The organism is Klebsiella sp., from assembly GCF_027492335.1.
In the GTDB taxonomy this organism is placed as follows: Bacteria; Pseudomonadota; Gammaproteobacteria; order Enterobacterales; family Enterobacteriaceae; genus Klebsiella; species Klebsiella huaxiensis.
The window spans coordinates 1-19,882 of the sequence record NZ_JAPUEW010000066.1 but is presented as its reverse complement, the minus strand read 5'-3'; the positions used below and the strand labels follow the sequence as shown (position 1 = coordinate 19,882).

Below are 19,882 nucleotides of genomic sequence, written 5' to 3'. Positions count from 1 at the left end.
AGTGGGTATATAAAGGAAGGAACCGCGTCAACATCATGTCACTCTGTCCCGGTGCAGGGCAATAGCGCTAAACGTTTTTAAACCGCTTTTAAAAACGCCTGAACACCCCGTTAAGGTAGTTCCGTCGCCATGGATGTGAGAGAACGCCCTGTGATGCGTTACAGCGCGTTTTCGGGTTTGGCGGATTATTGGTAGATCTGGCTGAAATAATCCGTCGCTTTTTCTTCCATATCGCTGATGTCGGATTCGGTCAGGCGCAGGAACGGACGGGCGGGCATGTTGATCTCATACGCCGGGATAGTATGCCACTCACTGTAGTTGGCCTTGCTCTTGCGGGCGAACTTGTTATTCAGGGTGCCATCCTTGTTCTGGCGATAGTATGCCTGCTGGCTGCGGGCGGGGATGTTAATCTTGCCGCCGGACTGGTGAATGCCGGCGTAGACCACATTGGTGCCGACCGTCGCCATATCATTGTCGCTGTAAGCCGTGATACTCGCCGCCAGTCGCCCGGAGCGCTGGAGTATTTTACCGCCCCGGCGCTGCGCCCAGTAGGCATTGCTTTTCCAGTGCTGCCATTTTGGCCGGCCTTCCACCTCGAAGTTCTCCTGGACCGAGTCTTCCATCAGACCGGCCAGCATCTTCATCAGCGGCGCGCGTTTTTCGAATTTGTTGATCAGCTCGCCTAACGAGCGCTCAAAGTCAGTGACGTCAAAAACGATGTTATAAGCCATCAAACGAACCCTCCAGTAACGGTAACTCCGCCAGCGACTGCAGGGAGGCCGGCGTCAGGGACTTGCCGCCGTCCGGCAACTGCAGGGCATATCCCTGCGCGTTATCCACCGGCGTGGCTCGCACCTGGTGGAGTGCATCCCCGTTGCGGATGACGTACAGCAGGTCGTCGCCGTCAGCGGCCACGGCGACAGGCTGACGCAACTGTTTCGGCAGTAGCTCCCACAGCGGACCCGGAGACTGCACCACCGCATAGTCGGTGACGGTCAGCACCGCTGAGTCAGGCATTCGCCCCCGACTGGCCAGCGCATCAAGCGTGCGGGTGCTGAGTGCGCCGGCATGACGGAAGGCTCCGGCCGGCTCGCGCAGCAGCGACTGGTTCACAAAGCGGCGCATGTCGGACGTGATCGCGTCAAGCAGCTGCGGCTCCGAAAGTGTGTGCTGAACAGCCAGCGCGGCCATTTTCGGCGGCGCGGTGACGGAACGGTCCATCAGACGCTGGCCGAGACCGGCCAGCCAGCCCTGGCCCGGATTGTGGCCAAAGCCGGCATCCGGGGTATAGAGCTGACCGTTGTAGCGGAACGCCTGCACCTCGCGGGTATCCTGCGGCCCCCATGCCTGCTGCACGGTTTCCAGATGCCCCTCGCTCGACCAGACGGAGATGCTTTTGCTGTCGATATCGCTTTGCGAACGTGCCCGGACGCGGCAGCGGCATCCCCAGCCGTCGGGCGGATAGGCAAACTGCCAGATGGGATCATCATAGCGGGCCGTCAGTCCGTTGAGCGCCGCGTGTGCGGGCCGTGTGCGCAGGTCCATGACCGCCACGCGCGTCCAGTACGGGCGGTCGGCGGCATTCTCCATCTGCTGGGCGTAGCGGCCGGCACCATAGGACGACTGCATATTGGTTTCAAAGATGGTGCGTAGCCGGCGCGGGGTTAACTGCTTGCCCTCCAGTACGCCATCCTCATCGGCGACCAGCTTCGCCTTATCGGCCAGCCAGCCTTTCTGCGTCAGTTTCTGCGTCATCTGCCGGCGGAACTGTTCCAGCGTCAGCCCGTTGTCCAGTGAATCCTGCAGGCCGGCACGCACGTCCTGCAGAATATCCTGGCGAAGGATGCCGGCGACGGTGAACGCCGTCGCGTGCGCCCGCGCCTCCACCTCATGCCAGTTAAAGCCTATGGTGTAGCCCTTGGACTGGAAATACTCGATGGCCTGAGCGGGTTTCAGGCCGATCGCATAGCTCAGGTCAACGCTGTCAGGCATCGGAATTCAGCCGCCCCCATACATCCGCGACAAACAGCGCCTGCTCCAGCAGGGTCACCAGCTCGCTGTCGTCCAGGTCCGGGTAACTGCCGGCAATAATATCCATGGCCTCATCAGGCAGGCGGCCATCCTGCAGGGCAGCGACCAGCGGCGCGATCAGGTTCTGCATGGCGGTGGCGATCTTCTCCGGCACCGGACGGCCGTTATCCAGCGCCTCCTGCGCCGGGTCTGACAGCTCTGCGGCGGTGGTCAGAGCAGCAATGCGCCGGAACCGCTGACTCAGTGCAACCGGTGCCGGTGTGCCGGTCTGGGCCGGAGCCTCCAGCACGGCCTCATCTTTCTGGGGAACCGGAATACCCAGCTTTGTATGCACCCAGGATGCCGGAATGGTTTTCACACCCGATTCCACCAGGTTTTTCACCCCGGCAGAGAAGGTTTCGATATCTTCGATATCCCGGGTATCAAATACCAGTTTAGGCAGCTTGCGGCGTGAAACCTCATACCCGTTAATCCGCAGCAACATATCAATCATGTTGCGGAAGAAACCCTCCAGTTGGCGGGCATCCGCGACCAGGATATCGTGGCGGACGTCGTTATGGACGTTACCCAGCGCATTGGTGGAGGTCTTGCCATCTGCCTGACTGGTGAGGGTTGCCCCGAGGATCACTTTTGATTCGGTGCGTTCGCACCAGTCAATCATTGCCACGAATGGATCCGGCTGACCGGAGGCGGCAGTCTTGAAATCAATAGTGGTGCCCATCGGAATAATGCCGGCAGCGTTATGGCCAAGCTGCACCAGACAGTCAAAGAGCGCGTCTTTGTCTGCATCGGTGGCCCCCGCCATATACGTCCCGACCCGCGCAGGCAGGCCGTAAATCTCCAGAAACTCTGCCATATCGCGCAGGGAGAAGTTTTTGAAGAGGTAAGGCCAGACCAGCACACGGTACAGCCCGGACTGACCCGTGAACCCGGTTTTGGCGTTATGCCTGTGTACCATCCAGCCGAACGGCACCAGCTCTTCGCCATCGATGCTGCCATTATTGAGCCGGATTTCATCGCCCCTGTCGGGCCGAGCCTGGAACCAGCGATGCGGGCGCAGATGCGCTTCAGACGGAAGCCAGACGTTCTCTTCCATGTCCCACTCCAGCTCCTGACAGCTGAAGCCATGACCGATCGCATCGGCCGCCTGCAGGATGATGTCTTCCAGGTTATCCAGCGTATCGAACCACTCCTGAACCATCGCCGCGAGGTTCTTCTCTTCCGCTGTCGCGTTGCGGCGCGGTTCGATGCTCCAGTCCAGCCCCAGCAGCGCGTTCTTGCGTTTGGCCATCTCCGAGAAAATATGGCCGTCTTTTTCCACCATATCGTCGAAAAGGTCAGCCTGCGCGGAAAGATAACCCTGCTCAGCTTCCTGCAGTATTCGGGGAAGCCGGCGAATGGTCAGCCCCCGGGAAGGATGCGCCGGGTAGGTGCTGTTCAGCTGTATCATCCGTGCGGTCTGCGGTGCTTTTGTCACCGCCTTGTCAAACGGGCGACCCCACTGGTCAACGATTTTGCTCATTACCATCCTCCGTTACTGAAGCGCGAGCGGCTGCGCGGGCGCTTCGAATCTGTGCGTCTGTTGTCATCATCGCGGTCATCGTCCTGCCGGCGCGGGACCTGGCGGAAACCGTCACGCGTCCCAAAGGAGTTACACAGCGCCCAGAGCATATGCAGCCCATCCGGGCCATCATCGTGATCGGCTTTGGGGAAGTGCCGGAGCTGCTCAATCAGGGTGACCTGGCTCGGGTGTAAGCGGATCAGCCCGTTAAACATCCACGGCTGCAGGGACTCGATACGCAGGATTTTGTCGGCATGCGGTATCACCGGCATCGCCGGAACCGGAACCCCCAGCTCGGCGGACTGGCGGACCAGCTCGGTGCGCAGGAACTCCTGGAACTGGACGGCTTCCACCGACCAGCACAGGCAACCGTACTGGCGCTGCATCTCGATGGTGTCACTGATAATGACGCTTGGCAGACGCTTTTTAATGCGGGCCTCGACGACGTCAAGGATGCCGGTCATCCGGTTAAAGCCCCCGACCAGAATCGCTGACGGGTCGCGGGATTTACCGTTCTTACCCAGACTGGGGTCGATACTGCCGAAGAAGGACCACTCCTTCAGCCGGTTAACCCAAAAGTTGATGCAGGTGGCGAACGGCGCATCATCGCCGCTGACCGGGTCATTCTGGTACTCACTGTCAAAGGTGCTGTGGCCGTCACGAGCACGGATCAACATCAGGGCATAGAGTGGCCGCGCGGACCAGGAGACCACCGCGCCGGCTTCCATCGCGTCCCTGCGCTCATCGTAGAACGCCCGGGCCAGCAGCTCGCCGTCGTCGTCATTGTTACGCAGGACCTCTTCCCACTTATCCCACAGCGTCATGTCTGATGGCCAGGTGATAAGGGCTTTAAATCGCTTCTTGCGCCACAGGGGATTCTTCAGGGTGCGTGACAGCACCGAGTCGTAATGCAGAATGGTCCCGATGTAGATCACATCGAACTTAGCTCCCGCGCCGCCCAGCGGCAGGACGGTCTTTTTCAGCCAGTTATCCAGCTTGTCGCGCTGGTCCGGGTTGCGGACCAGCTCATCGTTTTCAATGTCATCAAGTACAGCCAGGTCGGGACGATACGGACCATGACGCAGGCCGCGCAGCTTTTTACCGCTGCCGGCAACCTGCACCTTGATATCGGTGGCGGTCAGGATGGTACCCATCTGCCAGACGCGGCCAGCACCGCAGGATTCGGGAAAATCCATCTTCAGACGCGGATTCCAGCAGAGCTCGGCCTTGATGGCTTCCAGCATCGGGTAGGCCTGGTCGATACTGTCCATGATGATGACCGGGTATTTTTTCAGCTCCAGAATGATATTCCACAGCGTAAACAGCTGGGTGACGATCGTGGACTTTGCCTCACCGCGAGGAGCCGCGATAGCGTCCTGCTGGCTCACCGTAGCGGTGACAATCTCCGGCAGGCGGCGGAACAGGTATTTATGCAGCTCCGACTCATCCTTGTGACGGACATAGTGCGGGAAGTAGTTCTGTACAAAATAGCGGAAGCCGCTGACCGGATCCCGTACCGCCTCACGACGCTGGTTTACTGCCGCTTCGGAAGGGTCAAAGCCAACCTGTTCCGCCTCAATAGAGCGGCGCAGCGACGCGGCCAGCTCGTTGAGTTGAGCCTCAAACTCCTTTTTGTTCAGGCTAACATTCTTTTTACGCGTCACAGGGTTACTCCGGTACCGCCGGCGCGGATAATTTGCGCTCCAGCTTAGCGATCAGCTCCGCTTTACCCGCTGCCTGCAGGGCATAGACGGCACACATCACGAACCAGCCAGACCAGATGGCAAATACGATGAACGCCACATCTGTCAGGACGTCATAGCAACGCCGGGACAATGAACGATGTTCATATTCGCGCGCAAATACTACCTGGCCGTTCGGGCTCATCAGCCCCAAAAGGTTAACAACCCCGACGAACCATCCGGCAAAATAGCCGATATTCAGTAAGCGTTCGTCGGCCCACAAAACGCCCAGGGCCAGCGACACCGCGACGATCGCATCGATAAGCAGGCTCAGTAAAAATTTCATCGGTCAGTCCTCAATGCGGGGTAAAGGGAGTGTCTGTCCCGCCAGTTCGTGCGTGCAGTCAGCCAGATACTGAATAAGGCCATCGCGCACAAAGCTGTGGCAGACACGATGCTGGTCCTTAGTCCGGTCATCAAAATGCGCCGGGTTATCGCTCGGCTCTTCCCAGGTCACCAGGATGCTGGGGTTGAAAGTCGGGCGAACATAATCATGGTTCCAGTCCCAGCGCGGGCCGTCGCCCTGGCCAATGGTCACCTGATGGGAGAAACCGCAGCCCGGGCAGATGAAAGACAGGCGATCGTGAGACACATTTTTCACAACGGCGGAAATAAACATGATTTATTCCCCCTTTAACGCATCGTTAACAGCCGTTTCAAAGCGGTCTTTCGCGCTCCAGCGTTCGTTACGCATAGAGTATTCCAGCTCTTCGACGCGACCATCGAGCAGGTGAACCTCGATACGATCCTGAAACTCCGGCGTGATGACATAAGCCACCTGGCTGGCCATCACGCTGACGCGGGAATTCACCCTGATTATTTTGTCAGCCATAGTGTTTTTGCACCTCATTACCAAAGGGTTCCAGCACCTGGACAAAAGCTTCCATATGCTTCGGATAGTGTTCACTGATGAAGGTGGACAACAGAGTGATGACCTCCATCGCCGTGGCCAGCTGCGACGTCTCCGGCAGAACGCGCTTGCTCGCGACCGTCGCTTTGTTGAAGGCATCACTGAGGCTGGCCAGCAGCTCAACGCGATCCTTCGGCTTTAAATCTGCATCAACGTTGAGCTGTTCAATGGTGGTCTGATACTGGACCAGCAACCCCATCAGGATGGCCCGGCCGACATCTTCCATGCCATTACCCGCCAGCACGTTCGCGGCGCGGAGCTTGTCCCAGTCGTCGCCGTTGTCCTGCGCTTCCTTCTTCCAGCGTGCCGCTGTCGCAAAACTGACGCCGCATTGCGAAGAAACGATCTGCAGTGACAGCTGGCTCTGAATATAAAGCCGCCGTACTTTTTCCCTTGTCTCGGGCGGATGCGCCATATCAGAACCCCATCTTGGCCTTGATTAAGGAAATGGTCGTCACGACCAGCCCGCCCGATAGCGCCCCGGTCAGCCCGCCGGAGATAGCGCCCTGACGGATAACCCGGCTTTCCATCGCATCAATACGCCTGTCGATCCGCATCACCGCCCCGGAGATTTTCTCCAGCTCCGGCATGATGTCAGGGGAGAACGGCCGGCGCTGTTCCGTCAGCAACTGCTGCAGGAGCAATAACGGGTCATCGCTGGCCAGCCTGACCGACGGCGTCACGTTTGCTGTAGTGATACGACGCTGCCGCCGCTTTTGTCTGGCCTTCATGTCCTGTCTGCCTTCTTGTCCAGTTTGTCGAGGATGCGGTTAAGTGAGTTCTTGATGTCCCGGATGTTGTCCGATACCAGGCTGTAATCACGCGAGGCATCGTCCCGGCGCTGGTATTCGGTTCTGATACGGTCAACCGATTCTTCCAGATCGCGGATATCGAGCTGCAGGCGGCGGATCCAGATACCGCCGAACAACGTGACAAGACCGAGAAGTAACTGGTAAAGCTGGTCTGGGTTCATTGTGGCTCCTTACCGTAGAGCTGGCGGATGGTGTTCAGTTTGTTGCGGATGAGCTGGCACCATTCGCCGTAGTCGTTGCTGTGGCCGAGGATTCCCCGGGGAGAGAGTCCGCCGCCGGCGCTGCCGGCATCGCCGGAATATCCAGCATTTCCGCTGTTGGCTGCTGACAGGTATTGACTACAACCGGGTCCGGCTGGATAGCCGAGGTTCTGCTGGTACAGGCACAAAGCGCCAGGACCGATACCAGTCCAGCCAGCACCATCTTTGCGTGCGAGTTCATCAATTTTTTCCTTCAGTTTTTGCTGTGCGATCGTCAGAGCTTTGCCTTTGGCCAGCAGCTCCCCGGACAATTTGTCCGCCTGCTGGCGGTAGTGTTCAGCAAGATTTACCTGAGCCTGCAGCTGTGACTGGTTCTGTCTGGCCTTGTCGGCATCCGTTTTTTCGCGCTCAATCTTGTAATCGTCGAACGCCTTCTGGACGGTAGCCGTCGCGTTGTTCGCCGTCTGTACATCTCCACGCATCTGGCTGGCGCAGACCTGAATACCAATCCAGATCCCCGCAAACAGAATCAGCGCAATAGCAACCAGCCAGGGGAGCAGCGGTTTAACCAGCGTCCAGAGTTTACTGACCATCGGGGGTACCTCCGTTCGTCGGGGCTGCGGGCTGATCGCGCTTCATTGCCACCAGTTTGGACCCGATGTTATGACCCGCCCAGGCAACGATGTAGGCGGTAAACATCCACTCCTGCAGCTGCAGGCTGTAGCCGTACCAGATGACGATCGCGGACGTGACCAGAAAGGTAAAAAACGTAATGGTGTCGGAGGTGCTGAGCCGGCCCGACGGGTTAGATATCAGTTCTTTGAGGGACATAACGCCCTCCGGGCTTTCTCGAAGAGCATGGCGCGGTCGTTAAGGCCAACCAGCGCGGGGTTAATTTTGCGGGTAACTTCGACCACGTTGGCCGCATCCGCCGGCGCATTACAGCCGTGCTGATACCAGTACCAGGCGGCAGAACGGGCGGCATTCACCGGTTCAAGTAACAGGTCGGGATTGTTCAACAGGTCCAGCCCCAGCGCCTGCCCGCAGGCCCGATAGTTGTTTTTGAGGGTAACCTGAATTAAGCCACGACCACGATAACGCCAGCCGTCGCCGGAGGATTCCGGGCCGTTTCCGCCCTGGCTGGCATAGACAATGTTAGCTGTGGCCTGCGGTTTACCGACAAACCCCCGGGCAAACTCCAGCTCAGCAGGATCAATCTTGCGGTTTTTGTTGCGGTCGAAGTCCGAGCGGAAAATCATCGCCAGACGCGCAGCATCACGGTAGTTCAGTTTCTCGCTGATGACGGCAAAGCGGGTGCTTTCATGGCCGAGCTGCGCGATAAAGCCAGCCTGACGCAATGGGGTATTGATAAAGAATTCGGCCATGGCCGCATTCAGCGGATCAAGCCATTGCTGCGCCCGCTGTTGCGTAATGCCGGCGGCACGCTGGAAGTCGTTGAGATTCATGAACTGACACCACAGGGAGTTAAGGTGATGTCAGTATCGCGGGAGGGAGATCAGGAAATCAGATTGACGGGTGTCAGTGGGTTATGGCGTAACGTCAATGATTTGAAGCTGTTCGCTTTCTTCAATCTCTTTTGGCGGAGGATTGTTTATTGCATACACACAATCGTTCGCCTGCTTGATGTAGTGATTTGCAGCAACCTTAAGAGCTTCAGGATCGTCTTTAGAAACACTGCTTAGTCTCTGTGACCAGAAATTATAGGCAGCTGACGGTACAGAAGTACATGCATAAAATGGGGTTGGCTTAAGTGAGATATCACCATACAAATGCTGGATATCTTCTCCAAGGATAATCAAATGTCGACTCATCGCTCTAACCTCGGGTGTTGTGTATCCGAGATTTTTGTACATCGCGATCACTGCATCGGATGCTATAAGCGTTTGCTGAACCTCATTCAGCATTTTTTTAGTTTGTTCTAACTGTATTTGATAGGTTTCAACTGCCTTAGCATTGGACACCATTTTTGCAACTGAACAAGAGCTCGTAACCAGAAGAAGTAAAGCTATATATCTCATAAAGCCTCTTTAAAACAACGAGTCTTGATTGTATTCAGCCACACTTTTCCGCTGCGCCAGTAGACGCCAACCGGTGCGATCACCAAATCCGTATTTCGGACACAGTAACGTCATGGCCATTAACGAAGAAACACCGTTCCGGCTGGCCTCGTCGAAGTCTGCCAGGAACTGCAGGTTACGCAACTCGCGCAATGCCAGCTCGCAACGGGGCAGATAAAGCGGGAACCCACCAAAGTTTTTAAACAATATCTGGGCGTTATGGTCACCGATTGTATCGCGGAGGAGTGCGGCACGTTGAGCACCGAGAGCGCGGAGACCTTTACCAATCGGGAAGGTGGTGCCACCGAATGCGGACAGCAGGCGCTCGGTGGCCGGGAAGCCTATGAGGTCAGCTATCTGAATGACTACCGGGGGCAGTAGCTCTGTTACCTGTTGCAGATTCATCGGTTGTCTCCCGTTTTTTACGCCGTTTTGCGTCTATGGCCAGCGCCTGCATCAGCTTGGTTAACTGTTCATCCGTCAACCATTCCACGCGCTTTACCTGGAACATATGATCGCACATTTTCTCGGCATAATTCCACGGGCGTTTTGCATCTGCAAGCAAAGCTTCAATTTTGCTGAGCATCGTTTTGCGTGAACGGGCCACATTTGGCCGCTTGCCGTGACGGGCTGACTGGCGGGGAAAACCCTGCTCATGCATGTATTCACGCACGGCCTGCAGCTCGTCGAGGGAACATTTTGTGGATGAGGTTTTGCCGTTACATATACGGGCCAGCACGGCGCGATATGTCGCGTCATCCCAGCCCAGATGAGACTGACCGGCTTTGATGGCCCCGATAAGGCCGCGTTTTGCTGGAGTGGACATATTACCTCCTGTTGGTTGCCATTACGGCAGGCACTCCGCAAAGTGCCTGCAAGAATGACTCACTGAATGGGTTCGAGTTTATTAACCGACACGCCCCCGATTTTCCCTTCTACCCGGACGACCAGCCGGCCGTTACGTACATGCCAAGCTTCAGAGGTGGTGATAACTTCTTCCACTTTAGGCATCCCGGGAACGATGTAATACCGGAACCGGGAGCCCACCGGATAACGCCGGTTAAAGTTACCGGCGGTCATATTACGCAGGAGGCTCTTCATTGTTCCCCCGAAGGCAATCAGCGATGCTGATGAGACCGTTTTTTTGCAGATAGCCCATCGCCGCTTTGGGTAATTTGTTATCAGGGCTGGCAGAGCGAAGCGCCAGCGAAAGACGCTTAATCCACATCACCAGCGATCTGGTCTGGAGGTCAGCTGGCTGTGGAGATGCTTCAAGCCATAAGCGAGCTGACGCTGCACTCCACCAGTCAAATTCATCCCAGGCCTTTTGTCTGATGCTGATTACTCTGCCCGTCGGACTAGCGGAATTGGCATTACCGGCAGACCTGTAAGCAGCATAGATAGCGTCAACGATCTGTTTGCAGTCCACCAGGATATCAGGCTCACTATGGGTCCCGTGCAGGCCACCAAATGTTTCCTCCAGCGCACGGCGGATATGTTCGATACCCACCATAGCATCGCGGAAGTTTTGTAAGGCCAGATCAGAGGATGGCGGCTGAACGGTGTAGAGCGACTCGCTGCCCATTGCGGCCAAAGCTATTTCAAACGTATTCAGTATATTTTCACGCTCGTCATCCCAACTTATAGAGCCGTTATTGCGTCTGGTTTGGATGTCAGAAATTGCTTCCTGCAACCACTCTCTAGTTAATTTGCTGGTCATTATTTTGACTCCATCAGAATAAATTAAAAATAACGGAAAGAATCAGAGCAGCGCTTAATGTGCCAATAATCCATCGCCAGAACGATGCGCGTTCAGACGATGACTGAAACCGGGATGCCTCACTCATAAGCTTTTTGTTCATCTTCTGGCGTCCATTCTGTCCAGCTCGAACAGGATCCGGTCTTGCCGCGTCATGCGGTGACCATATACAATAGCCAGAACGGCCCCCAGCGATATTTCCATTTTTTCAGCAATAAGTTTTACACTCATTCCGGCAGTATGAAGTTCGCGGCAAAGCAATACATCCTCATCACTATGAATGGCGCAAGGGTGATTTTCTCCGATACATATAAGGCTGAGTCTCATGTATTCAGCCTTACCTTTTACAGATTGCAGACTACGCCCCAAATTTTTCGCGATATCTCTGCATACCATCTTCCCTGCATTGCACTTGAGGAAATCTATTTCTTGCTTAGTCCAGAAACGATAACTTTTACGCTTGCCTAACCCCAATTTGTGGCGCATTCCCTTTACCGAATGATAGCTGCGCTCTAATTCTGCTGATAAATCCATTAATGGTTTACTGTTACCATGTTCGATTAAATAGGCTATTTCTCTACTGCTCCACAGTTTTCCTTTTAATCCAGAGTGCCATTTGCTTACATGGCTTTTATCTTTTTTAATCATGATAATCACCTCATTATTTCGAATGATTAATAGACCAGTTGTGCAAAATCTTTTCTCAATGTCCTGGCTTGAGTTCGAGCCAGCGATCGATAAAGAGTTTCCGCGCCTGACGGGGTAATAACGGGCTGATCGTAAATTCATTAGTCGGCTGAATACCCCTGAGAATGGCCCACTCAGAATCGTCATCAATAAACAGGTCGCGGCGTTCCGTCGCCAGCATGATGAGGTCAGCTTGTTTGACTACAGAGCTCATGGTTTCAGGGAGGCCGAATTTTTGACTGATTAAAACCTCAACCCATTTCTCAATACCGCGATAATCAGGCAGCAACGCTTTCAGCGGCGCAGCAATATCATTGCAGTAAGCCTCACTGGCATCATGCAGGAGAGCCTCAAGCGCAAACTCAGACGGCACAAGATAGCTGGCCAGCACGGAATGCTGAGCGACGCTATAGAACTCATCAAGATGGCCAGTAAAGCGACACAGATTAGAAAGAGCCTGGGCGATATCATCAATATAAATAACGTCAACGCCTGAATTACAAAAATAGAAGTGCTGACCTGACCAGGTGGTAATAAAACGGTTTTCGGTATTCATGCTAATCTCCAGCGTTTCTTATGACGTTCTACGGCTTGTTTCATTGCGGTTTTATCAGCCGGTTTACGAATTGACTGACCGTTACGGGTATAAAATTGAAATCGTGTCTTTCCTGGGTAATCGGGATGCTCAATTACAACGGAGTTATCGTTAAGGTGATAAATACGTTTGCTACCCTTATCCAGAACTTCGCACCCTGAGACACAGAGATATCCAGCCATAATCGCCCCCTGTTATGAGCCCAGTGTTTTTTCAGCAGCGTTAAATTCCGATTCAACAATCTCGATTGCACCGGAATCCGGGGATGGTCTGGCGTCGGTTTTGAAATAAATCACGTCGCCGACCCGATAGTGGGTAATGCCACACAGGATCAACATTCCCCATTCAAGACCCAGGGCTTTCCAGTAAGGCTCCCTTGAGATTCTTTCCGTGGGGCGACCGTCATCCCATGCGTCCAGCAGCTGCTGATGTTCCTCGCGGCGCTCGCGGGGAATACGGGTCTTACCACGGGGCTCGCGGGTATAACCATTCTGCGAACGGGAAAGCGTCCAGAGACTGCTATGTCCAATAAGTGGCGCGACATCGAATGACAGACCGTGAAAGTGATAGTCTGTAGCGCTACCAGAAAAGACTGGCTTACCGCCAAATTTTTTAGCGAATGCGTCCGCTTTTTCTTTCAGAGAAATACGTTGGTTAATTTCATTGTCCCATGCGCCAAGCGCCTTTTTTGTGGATATTTTATAAAAGCCCATTTAAGCCCCCTTAAACATGGTGAATAACAGCTCAATCATTTTCAGACTGTAGTGAATACCTACGCCCCATACAGCGATGCAAAAGAAAACGCAAAACAACCAGGTAATCGCCCGTAGATGAGTGGTCATCATTAGGCGGTCAATAAATCTTTCGGCTGATATTTTCATTGCTGAAACCCCATATTCAGGCGTAAGCATCCCCTGACGCATTACGCCATTTAAATAATATTTAAGGTTTAATTAATCCTGGCGCGTAAGTGAGTTCACGTTTGCAAGCCAGGGCTCTACGTTAATTTCCACAATTGTCGCAGACTTCAAATCCATAGCCGCAGCAACAGTTCTTACGGCCCGACGCTCGGTTTCTTTTGGGCGTTGATGCCAGAACGTGGTACCTGATTTATATTTCCGGTTAAACTCTTTCGCGTTCATATCACACCGTCGCCATATTCAGAGCAATAGGCATGTACTGGTCAGTGTCACCAATACGTTCGTAAATACGAATATAAGAGCTTGTCGCGATAACCTGTAAGGATTCGCCGATAGCATCCATCGCCTTATGCCAGCGTGGATCGTCGATATCATAACGACGAAGGTTCAGCACCGCGCCCGTGGAAACATTACCGGCTTTATCAGTCGAGAATGCACGGCTGATAAATACTTTCAGCTCCGGGCGAGCGTCCTCAGTCCAGTCAGCAAGACATTCGTCAATGAGGCTCTTCGCTGCCTGCATACGCTCATCAAAGGCGATGCGGTCAGCCATAGCCCGCTGAATCAGATAGCGGCCATCAAAGCTATAGAGTGTAACGTTGCCTTTTTTGCCGCCCAGCTTAACGCCATATTCGTTAGCGGAAAGGTCGACGAACGCCCCGATATCGCCAAACGAACTTTCTTTAAATTCCTTCATCAGCTTATTCAGCTCGATAGCTTTAGTTACGATCTCGCCAACCAGCGTATCCCGGGCCAGGTCAATAGGCTTCAGAAGTTTAACAGGGATAAATGCATCTTTAGCATCAACCCAGTAACCTTCAGGTGCGGTTTTTTCAGTAAATTGCTTTTGCTGATTATTCATGATTTGCCTCATTTAAATGTTGAAAAAACTTTGCTATTTCAGCGCTGGCACAAGCCAGCATTAACGGTGCAATAATATTGGACGTATCTTTAACTAAACGGGAATCTGTTTCTTCAGCCGATATAATTGCGGATAAATGAACTTCCCCTTTGACTTCCTTAACCGTAAAAACAATTTCAGCCATACTACCTCCAGATAACATGCATCCCGCGCCAGATAAGCATTTTGACCTGTGAGCTTTTGCCATCTTTGCGCTCGGTAATCTCGACTTCCTTTCCGCGCCACGCCTCAAACGGGCGGTCTACCTCGACAATCGGACGGCGGAATCGGATGTTAATGTCCAGAACCTGCAGGCCACCGCGCATAAGACGATTAATCGGGGCCATCATTTTTGGATCGTTAATAGGTAAACGGCACATAGCGACTCCTGACTTTGGTTAATGAAATGAATCATTTTTTTTCACAGGAACTGACGGTAAATCTTTAACGCGTCCGAACATTTGGCTACGAACTGAATGGATAAGGCCGCCGAGTGAAACCTGAATAACCCGGGCTGCTTTCTTAACCTGTTCTGAGTCAGAATCGTCTTTAATCATTCGGCACTGGACATCAATGCCTTTCCCTTTACGGGTTACAGATATCTCAATTTTTGCCATGGTTACCCCCTTCACGTACAAATCCACGCATCATCCGTGCCAGCCCATAAACCTTTTTAAATTCATTTATGGACTTAAAAGGTAAGACAATCATTTTTTGTGCAAAAACATCTACATCCCACAGGTCTACATATTGAGGTCCCTTGATAGCCAGTTCCCACAAATGAACATCAAATATCAAGTGACCGGGCTTAGTGCTGTAAATAAACTCGGAAATAAGCCCCTGACCTGCAACATTCCATTTAATTCTGGAAAGCGCCTGGCTTTCGTCGCTAATATCCATGACATACCTCAGTGAATGAGCATTTCTGCAAATTTGCGAACAGCCCCAGCCGTCACCGGCACCTGATTCAGTGAGCTGTAGCGACTGACACCACGAACCAGCTTAAACAGGCGGCGTGCGTTGCCCTTACTGGCGCCAAACAAGGCATCGTTTACCGTCTCATCACAGACGGTGTCTAACATATTGGCCGCTATGGTCTCGATATCTTCACGCGGAAGCGTGTCACCAATATTCAGAGCAAAGCCTACGCGGCTATAAAGTTGCTTATATTCCCCGCGTTTGCCCTTCAGGTTGATAATCAGGCGCGGCATACCTGCCAGCACAATACCGATCCCCGCCTTATCGTGGATACGGCGCAGCGTCTCCAGCGCCCGGTACGGCAGATTCTCTGCCTCGTCAACCATCAGCAGGCGACCAGAGTCACGCAGGGCATCAATGCAGGCTTCACTGAGCTGATGCATGTTGCCGCTGCGGGACAATCCCAGAAGGGTACAAAGCTCTTCCAGTACAGTTCTGGCGGTGTAGCCTGGGTCAGCCTCAAGCAGCAGAGCATCGCGATGTTCGCGGGCATACTGGCGCAGCACCATTGTTTTACCCAGACCGGCGTCGCCAAAAATCACATTGATATCGCAGTCCAGCTGCGCAAGGTTGATAACCTCCAGCGCCCGGCTGGCCGTGACCGTATTAACGAATGAAACATTGATGCGGGCGGCTTTCTCTTTTTCACGCTCACGGGTAATAAAGCCGGATACCAGTTCATCAATATTTTTGATATCGCCAGTATATTTACCCTGGATATACAAGCTAATGAGGGTGGAGCTTTTGCCGATGGCTTTAGCGACCTGAGTCTGGCTGTATCCCTTACGAGCCATCAGTTCTGTCAGTTCAGTTTTAATTGTCATAATCATTCCTCTACTTATGGTTTCCGGCTTTTTTCAGATGTTCTTCGCGGTCTGTCGCAAGGAAGAAATATTCTGGTTCAGGATCATCAACGATTTTCGGTATAAAGCTGCCGAAGTCGGGTAATTCATTGACCACGCTACCAGGCAGCAGGCCACGCGCTTCTGCTTCCACTTCCTCCCGTTTTTTATCCAGCAGACCAAGGCGACGTTTGGTACGTTGTTTCATCGCGTGCTCCATTTTGCTGACCGGGATCGCATCACGTTTATTACCGTTCCAGACCGCGTGGCAGACATAAGTACCATCCATGCGGCGAACAACGATTTCGCTGGCATCATGAATATCAAACGCGACGCGGACGTCTTCCTTGTCGACATTGATAAGCTCATGCGAGAAATAGTCGTTATTCATCAGTTGAATCCAGCCCTGCTGAGCTTTACGCGTGGTTTCAGCCATAAACACTTCACGCAACTCAACATCCGTCAGGTATTCAATCTCATCGCCTTCCTGCTCCAGAACCATTTTGCGGTAGGCTGTTGGCGTCATATGACGGCCATTGCGTCTCGGAAGCTCGCTGTGCTCATGTTCGTTGTTATAGGCATCAACCTCTTCAGCAATCACATCCAGCAGTCGCTGCCAGGACGGGAGCTTATCCAGGTCTTTTTTCTGTCTGGCTGTCAGTTCACGGCCTGCAGCTTCCGCACGTACAGCGGACTGAATGGCACGGTTGGTCATGCGAACATTCTCACGATCAGCGCCACGGCCATTGAAGGTTTCAAAACGCTGTCCCAGTCTGTGCGGAATGACGGCGTTAAGGCGCTCAATAAGACCACGAGACTGCGGACGCCCCGGAATACTGGTCATATGGGTAATTCCCATGCGGGGGAAAATACCGGTAAGTTTGTCATCAAACGTTTTGTTGGCTTCACCGCCACCGTTATCTGAATAGACGAATAACGGTTTACCGTGATACTGCATACCGTAACGGTAAGCATCCAGTACGGCGTCCATACTTTCCGACAATCGCAGGCTCCAGCCCACGCAGTAACGTGTACGACCATCAAGTACCAGAGTTAATTCAGGCGTAAATGGCTGACCATGAATAGGGTGCCGCGCAACCAGATCCAGTGATTTACCATCCGAAACCCAGCAACCATTGACGGGCATCGTCGACCAGTCGCGCTTCTGGTAAACCTCATAGGCCAGTTTTGCGGAGCCGCTGACGCGCCCAAACGCTTTCTCACGGCGGGGCAGTTTGGCCATAGCCCGACGAACGGCATCATATGACGGGCATGAATCAAGCATATCTGGCTGCTCTGAGTACACCGTTTTCCACTCTTTGCGGAAGCTACGATACGCCTCACTCATCGACGGACCATTAAGGTTGCGCCAGTGCGCCAGAAAGTCCGGGAGCCACTTAATCTGTTCTGGCTTCTTCGCTTTCAGATGACCGGGTGCCAGCATGGCCAGACGCTCTGCGCCGGATTTAGTGGCTTCAAAGACACTGAGCCACTCCTGCAGACTGCGGGTGCCAACGCCTATACGAGTTCCTTTGCGGGCATTGGCCAGCTCTACAGCCCTCATCAGGTGTTCAGGCAGTGTCCCTTTTCGGGAGGCGCTGGAAATGTATGTAACAGCAGTAGTGCGCGACATACCCGCATCCCGAAGCTTCTCGACTTCCATCGCTAAAGCTGCACGAGCATCTGCGATTTGCTTTTGTTTCTCAGTCAGAGAACTAACCTGATGATCAAGCAATGCTGGGTATTGGCGTATAATGTTGAGTTTTGAGCCGTTTTCTTCAGCGGATTTTATTCGACTACGCGTTGATTTAACGGTCGGACATATCCCCTTATCATTCAGTAACCTATTGTAATGTTTATTTTTAAGCTCATTTTGCCAGTCCTGTGGTAGGCATTGAATATCATATTCAAACACGACACCTTTAACCCCCGCTCTCTGCCTGAAAACCCACCCTTCCTTTTTGGCCTTACGGATAATCGTGCTTATGGCTGATGGAGATTTGTCTAGTTCCACGAGTTCTTTGCTTGTAACCCATGAGAGTGCGCTAGCCATGCTTAGTACCTCTCCGGCCAGATATCTTGTGGATGTAAACCTATTGCATCCGCAATGATTCTTTCCCCTTTTGGATAGGACTTATCGAGCGCATTTTTTAATGTATGGGGGGAAAGATTGTGTTCTCGCCCTAGCTTGGATAAGGAGAGATCTCTTTTGTGCAATGCAGCGACAATGTCTGCCCTGTGCATATTTTTTCTTTGATCACCATTCATTTCATGCCATCCTTAAAAGTTAACTACATAGCTACTTTTGCGGGTACTCAGTTAGCTATGAAGAATACTAGTTTCATTGCAATGTGATTGCAATAGCGCAATGAAACATATTGATGGCCCAATTCAAAAATCCAGATTAACACCATGAAATATAATAATTTATTTTTTTCATTGCGATTTTTATTTGATTTCCATTTCGCAATGAATGCGAGGGGGTTGTGATGGCAGAAAAAGAATGGTTTTCTGCCAGCGAACTTGCCGGTCTACCCGGACTTCCCAGAGATAAAAGCAACATCAACAGGAGAGCCAATAAGGAGGGATGGAAAAGACGCCAAAAATCAGGGGTTAAAGGTGTTGCCTATGAGTTTCATATCTCTTCTTTGCCTTTGGATATTCGAGATAAGTTGGATCCTAAGCCAAAGCATACTGAAGAGCTTGAACTCGATACCGAGGTGCTGGCAAAAATCATCGAAGCAGTTGAGGTTTTAATTGCAAACCGCAACAAAAAGATATCACACACAACAAAAGCAAAAGTCATAGCTCTTCTCTATAGAGCTGCTATGTCAAGTAAAATCATAGATTTAAAATTAGTAAAGGAAACTTTAGAGCTGGTTGCATAAGTAGGAGATATTATGAACGATAAGAAGGTTGTTAATCTTGGACGTCGTAAAAGAGACCTTGAAGATGAGTTACTTGAAATAGCTAAAATCATTTCTGATGACACAGGCGATAACCCACCAGTAAACAACGATAAATCAACAATTTACATCAATGGATCCGGCAACGTTGTTGGGCAAGGCAACTTCGTGAACCATGGTGTAGTTAATATAAACAAAGCCACTCGCAGAAAGGTAAATGTAAAAACTGGTGATGGTGTTGTAAATGCAACACAGAAACATCAGATTAAATCCCTTTTATATGAATGGGTTGACACACACAATTCTATAAAAAAATCTCAAATAAGTTATGGTTTAGCTTGGTCTAAACTCAATGGATTCTTGAAGGTAAACAGTTACCATGAAATTGCCTCTGTCGATTTTGATAAGGCGATCAAATATATAAGGCAGAGGCTTGGCGAGCTAAGGAACATGGCGTCAGCCCCACAGAAGGTTAGTAATTGGCGAGCCCAGACAATCAAATCCATACAGGCTCGCTGTTCAGAACGAGGATGGCAGGAGTGGAGGAAGGAGTACATGTTCAAAATCTTTATGAAAAGCTCAATGACCGAGTTAACCGACAAAGAACTTCAAAAGCTTTATCAGACCATCTGGTCTAAAAAATGATTCATTGGGGCGGCAGTTGCTATGCGACTCCGTCCTTTCTTTAAACCCCCGATAAAGATGATTTAAACAGTATTAAAATGCGTTTGTTGTTGATCACTTAAATTGCAAAATAATGCAAAACTCATCGCATAAATCATAAGAAATTCTCATTTTTCGGAAAACAGTGCAAAAGCAGATTTTTTTCTAAAGCCTTGTCCCGCAAGGCCCCTCGTTGTTTCCTTCGTAATTTCCATTCATGCAGAAACGATCACCTCCCCACAGATGTGTTACAGGTCAGCGGCGACGCGCGTCGCGTTAAAACTGTCGCAGACCGTA

General features: G+C 52.2%; 32 protein-coding genes and 1 pseudogene. 2 read left to right on the top strand and 31 right to left on the bottom strand.

Annotated features, from left to right (window positions below):
• Nucleotides 1-185 precede the first annotated feature (185 nt).
• The 31 genes and pseudogenes from QVF11_RS19375 to QVF11_RS19225 all read right to left on the bottom strand — a co-directional run bounded on the left by QVF11_RS19375 (nt 186) and on the right by QVF11_RS19225 (nt 18,284).
• Entirely contained in the window at nt 186-731 is a 546-nt protein-coding gene (locus QVF11_RS19375) for a phage virion morphogenesis protein (protein ID WP_287858754.1), read from the bottom strand.
• On the bottom strand, nt 721-1,992 hold the full coding sequence (locus tag QVF11_RS19370; protein WP_117005990.1) for a phage head morphogenesis protein: 1,272 nt from the start codon (nt 1,990-1,992) through the stop codon (nt 721-723). The genes QVF11_RS19375 and QVF11_RS19370 overlap by 11 nt, the downstream gene beginning before the upstream one ends.
• Nucleotides 1,985-3,553, bottom strand: coding sequence for a DUF935 domain-containing protein (locus tag QVF11_RS19365; protein ID WP_287858752.1), 1,569 nt, complete (start codon nt 3,551-3,553; stop codon nt 1,985-1,987). The genes QVF11_RS19370 and QVF11_RS19365 overlap by 8 nt, the downstream gene beginning before the upstream one ends.
• Nucleotides 3,553-5,256, bottom strand: coding sequence for a phage terminase large subunit (gene terL / locus QVF11_RS19360; protein WP_048756481.1), 1,704 nt, complete (start codon nt 5,254-5,256; stop codon nt 3,553-3,555). Before terL ends, QVF11_RS19365 begins: the two co-directional genes overlap by 1 nt.
• Before the next feature lie 4 nt (nt 5,257-5,260).
• On the bottom strand, nt 5,261-5,620 hold the full coding sequence (locus QVF11_RS19355) for a hypothetical protein (protein WP_287858750.1): 360 nt from the start codon (nt 5,618-5,620) through the stop codon (nt 5,261-5,263).
• Between the two features lie 3 nt (nt 5,621-5,623).
• Entirely contained in the window at nt 5,624-5,953 is a 330-nt protein-coding gene (locus QVF11_RS19350; RefSeq protein WP_080876746.1) for a ubiquitination-like system serine protease family protein, read from the bottom strand.
• A gap of 3 nt (nt 5,954-5,956) precedes the next feature.
• A complete protein-coding gene (locus QVF11_RS19345; protein ID WP_287858749.1) occupies nt 5,957-6,166 on the bottom strand; it encodes a hypothetical protein in 210 nt (69 codons plus the stop codon).
• Nucleotides 6,159-6,659: a DUF1804 family protein gene (locus QVF11_RS19340; RefSeq protein WP_080876748.1), complete on the bottom strand. Its 501-nt coding sequence runs from the start codon at nt 6,657-6,659 to the stop codon at nt 6,159-6,161. The genes QVF11_RS19345 and QVF11_RS19340 overlap by 8 nt, the downstream gene beginning before the upstream one ends.
• 1 nt (nt 6,660) lies before the next feature.
• Nucleotides 6,661-6,975, bottom strand: coding sequence for a hypothetical protein (locus QVF11_RS19335; RefSeq protein WP_080876749.1), 315 nt, complete (start codon nt 6,973-6,975; stop codon nt 6,661-6,663).
• Nucleotides 6,972-7,217: a hypothetical protein gene (locus tag QVF11_RS19330; protein ID WP_064360196.1), complete on the bottom strand. Its 246-nt coding sequence runs from the start codon at nt 7,215-7,217 to the stop codon at nt 6,972-6,974. Before QVF11_RS19330 ends, QVF11_RS19335 begins: the two co-directional genes overlap by 4 nt.
• Nucleotides 7,214-7,849 (bottom strand): hypothetical protein, encoded by a 636-nt coding sequence (locus tag QVF11_RS19325; RefSeq protein WP_071199240.1) that lies wholly within the window; start codon nt 7,847-7,849, stop codon nt 7,214-7,216. Before QVF11_RS19325 ends, QVF11_RS19330 begins: the two co-directional genes overlap by 4 nt.
• Nucleotides 7,839-8,087 (bottom strand): DUF2644 domain-containing protein, encoded by a 249-nt coding sequence (locus tag QVF11_RS19320; protein ID WP_047935294.1) that lies wholly within the window; start codon nt 8,085-8,087, stop codon nt 7,839-7,841. The genes QVF11_RS19325 and QVF11_RS19320 overlap by 11 nt, the downstream gene beginning before the upstream one ends.
• Nucleotides 8,069-8,722, bottom strand: coding sequence for a glycoside hydrolase family 19 protein (locus QVF11_RS19315; protein ID WP_287858743.1), 654 nt, complete (start codon nt 8,720-8,722; stop codon nt 8,069-8,071). The genes QVF11_RS19320 and QVF11_RS19315 overlap by 19 nt, the downstream gene beginning before the upstream one ends.
• Nucleotides 8,723-8,803: 81 nt before the next feature.
• A complete protein-coding gene (locus QVF11_RS19310) occupies nt 8,804-9,295 on the bottom strand; it encodes a hypothetical protein (RefSeq protein WP_180405180.1) in 492 nt (163 codons plus the stop codon).
• Nucleotides 9,296-9,304: 9 nt separating this feature from the next.
• Nucleotides 9,305-9,739: a Mor transcription activator family protein gene (locus tag QVF11_RS19305; RefSeq protein ID WP_180405182.1), complete on the bottom strand. Its 435-nt coding sequence runs from the start codon at nt 9,737-9,739 to the stop codon at nt 9,305-9,307.
• Nucleotides 9,684-10,160, bottom strand: a complete 477-nt coding sequence (locus tag QVF11_RS19300; RefSeq protein WP_080876753.1) for a gp16 family protein — start codon at nt 10,158-10,160, stop codon at nt 9,684-9,686. Before QVF11_RS19300 ends, QVF11_RS19305 begins: the two co-directional genes overlap by 56 nt.
• Before the next feature lie 255 nt (nt 10,161-10,415).
• On the bottom strand, nt 10,416-11,054 hold the full coding sequence (locus QVF11_RS19295; protein ID WP_227659769.1) for a hypothetical protein: 639 nt from the start codon (nt 11,052-11,054) through the stop codon (nt 10,416-10,418).
• A 138-nt stretch (nt 11,055-11,192) separates the two neighbouring features.
• Entirely contained in the window at nt 11,193-11,741 is a 549-nt protein-coding gene (locus QVF11_RS19290; RefSeq protein ID WP_180405184.1) for a hypothetical protein, read from the bottom strand.
• A 55-nt stretch (nt 11,742-11,796) separates the two neighbouring features.
• Nucleotides 11,797-12,336 carry an HD domain-containing protein gene (locus QVF11_RS19285; RefSeq protein ID WP_124235094.1) on the bottom strand — a complete coding sequence of 180 codons (540 nt, stop codon included), beginning with the start codon at nt 12,334-12,336 and terminating at the stop codon, nt 11,797-11,799.
• On the bottom strand, nt 12,333-12,557 hold the full coding sequence (locus tag QVF11_RS19280) for a hypothetical protein (protein ID WP_124235093.1): 225 nt from the start codon (nt 12,555-12,557) through the stop codon (nt 12,333-12,335). Before QVF11_RS19280 ends, QVF11_RS19285 begins: the two co-directional genes overlap by 4 nt.
• Before the next feature lie 12 nt (nt 12,558-12,569).
• On the bottom strand, nt 12,570-13,088 hold the full coding sequence (locus tag QVF11_RS19275) for a hypothetical protein (RefSeq protein ID WP_071199247.1): 519 nt from the start codon (nt 13,086-13,088) through the stop codon (nt 12,570-12,572).
• Nucleotides 13,089-13,256, bottom strand: coding sequence for a hypothetical protein (locus QVF11_RS19270; protein ID WP_287858739.1), 168 nt, complete (start codon nt 13,254-13,256; stop codon nt 13,089-13,091).
• A gap of 262 nt (nt 13,257-13,518) precedes the next feature.
• Nucleotides 13,519-14,157: a DUF3164 family protein gene (locus QVF11_RS19265; RefSeq protein WP_142465056.1), complete on the bottom strand. Its 639-nt coding sequence runs from the start codon at nt 14,155-14,157 to the stop codon at nt 13,519-13,521.
• Nucleotides 14,150-14,341, bottom strand: a complete 192-nt coding sequence (locus QVF11_RS19260; protein WP_180405186.1) for a hypothetical protein — start codon at nt 14,339-14,341, stop codon at nt 14,150-14,152. The genes QVF11_RS19265 and QVF11_RS19260 overlap by 8 nt, the downstream gene beginning before the upstream one ends.
• 1 nt (nt 14,342) lies before the next feature.
• A complete protein-coding gene (locus tag QVF11_RS19255; protein WP_040200266.1) occupies nt 14,343-14,576 on the bottom strand; it encodes a hypothetical protein in 234 nt (77 codons plus the stop codon).
• A gap of 18 nt (nt 14,577-14,594) precedes the next feature.
• Nucleotides 14,595-14,813 (bottom strand): hypothetical protein, encoded by a 219-nt coding sequence (locus QVF11_RS19250; RefSeq protein ID WP_146411201.1) that lies wholly within the window; start codon nt 14,811-14,813, stop codon nt 14,595-14,597.
• Nucleotides 14,800-15,096: a hypothetical protein gene (locus tag QVF11_RS19245; protein ID WP_180405189.1), complete on the bottom strand. Its 297-nt coding sequence runs from the start codon at nt 15,094-15,096 to the stop codon at nt 14,800-14,802. Before QVF11_RS19245 ends, QVF11_RS19250 begins: the two co-directional genes overlap by 14 nt.
• Nucleotides 15,097-15,104: 8 nt before the next feature.
• On the bottom strand, nt 15,105-15,998 hold the full coding sequence (locus QVF11_RS19240; RefSeq protein WP_180405191.1) for an AAA family ATPase: 894 nt from the start codon (nt 15,996-15,998) through the stop codon (nt 15,105-15,107).
• 10 nt (nt 15,999-16,008) lie between these two features.
• Nucleotides 16,009-17,580 (bottom strand): Mu transposase C-terminal domain-containing protein, encoded by a 1,572-nt coding sequence (locus QVF11_RS19235; protein ID WP_287858866.1) that lies wholly within the window; start codon nt 17,578-17,580, stop codon nt 16,009-16,011.
• A gap of 267 nt (nt 17,581-17,847) precedes the next feature.
• Nucleotides 17,848-18,069 (bottom strand): annotated as a pseudogene (locus QVF11_RS19230) (DNA-binding protein); the annotation flags it as partial.
• Between the two features lie 2 nt (nt 18,070-18,071).
• On the bottom strand, nt 18,072-18,284 hold the full coding sequence (locus QVF11_RS19225) for a helix-turn-helix domain-containing protein (protein WP_180405195.1): 213 nt from the start codon (nt 18,282-18,284) through the stop codon (nt 18,072-18,074).
• 221 nt (nt 18,285-18,505) lie between these two features.
• Here QVF11_RS19225 and QVF11_RS19220 point away from each other — a divergent pair, with 221 nt between their 5' ends.
• On the top strand, nt 18,506-18,904 hold the full coding sequence (locus QVF11_RS19220; RefSeq protein ID WP_180405197.1) for a DNA-binding protein: 399 nt from the start codon (nt 18,506-18,508) through the stop codon (nt 18,902-18,904).
• 12 nt (nt 18,905-18,916) lie between these two features.
• Complete coding sequence (locus QVF11_RS19215) at nt 18,917-19,567, top strand: ORF6C domain-containing protein (protein WP_180405199.1); 651 nt, start codon at nt 18,917-18,919, stop codon at nt 19,565-19,567.
• Nucleotides 19,568-19,882: the final 315 nt, after the last annotated feature.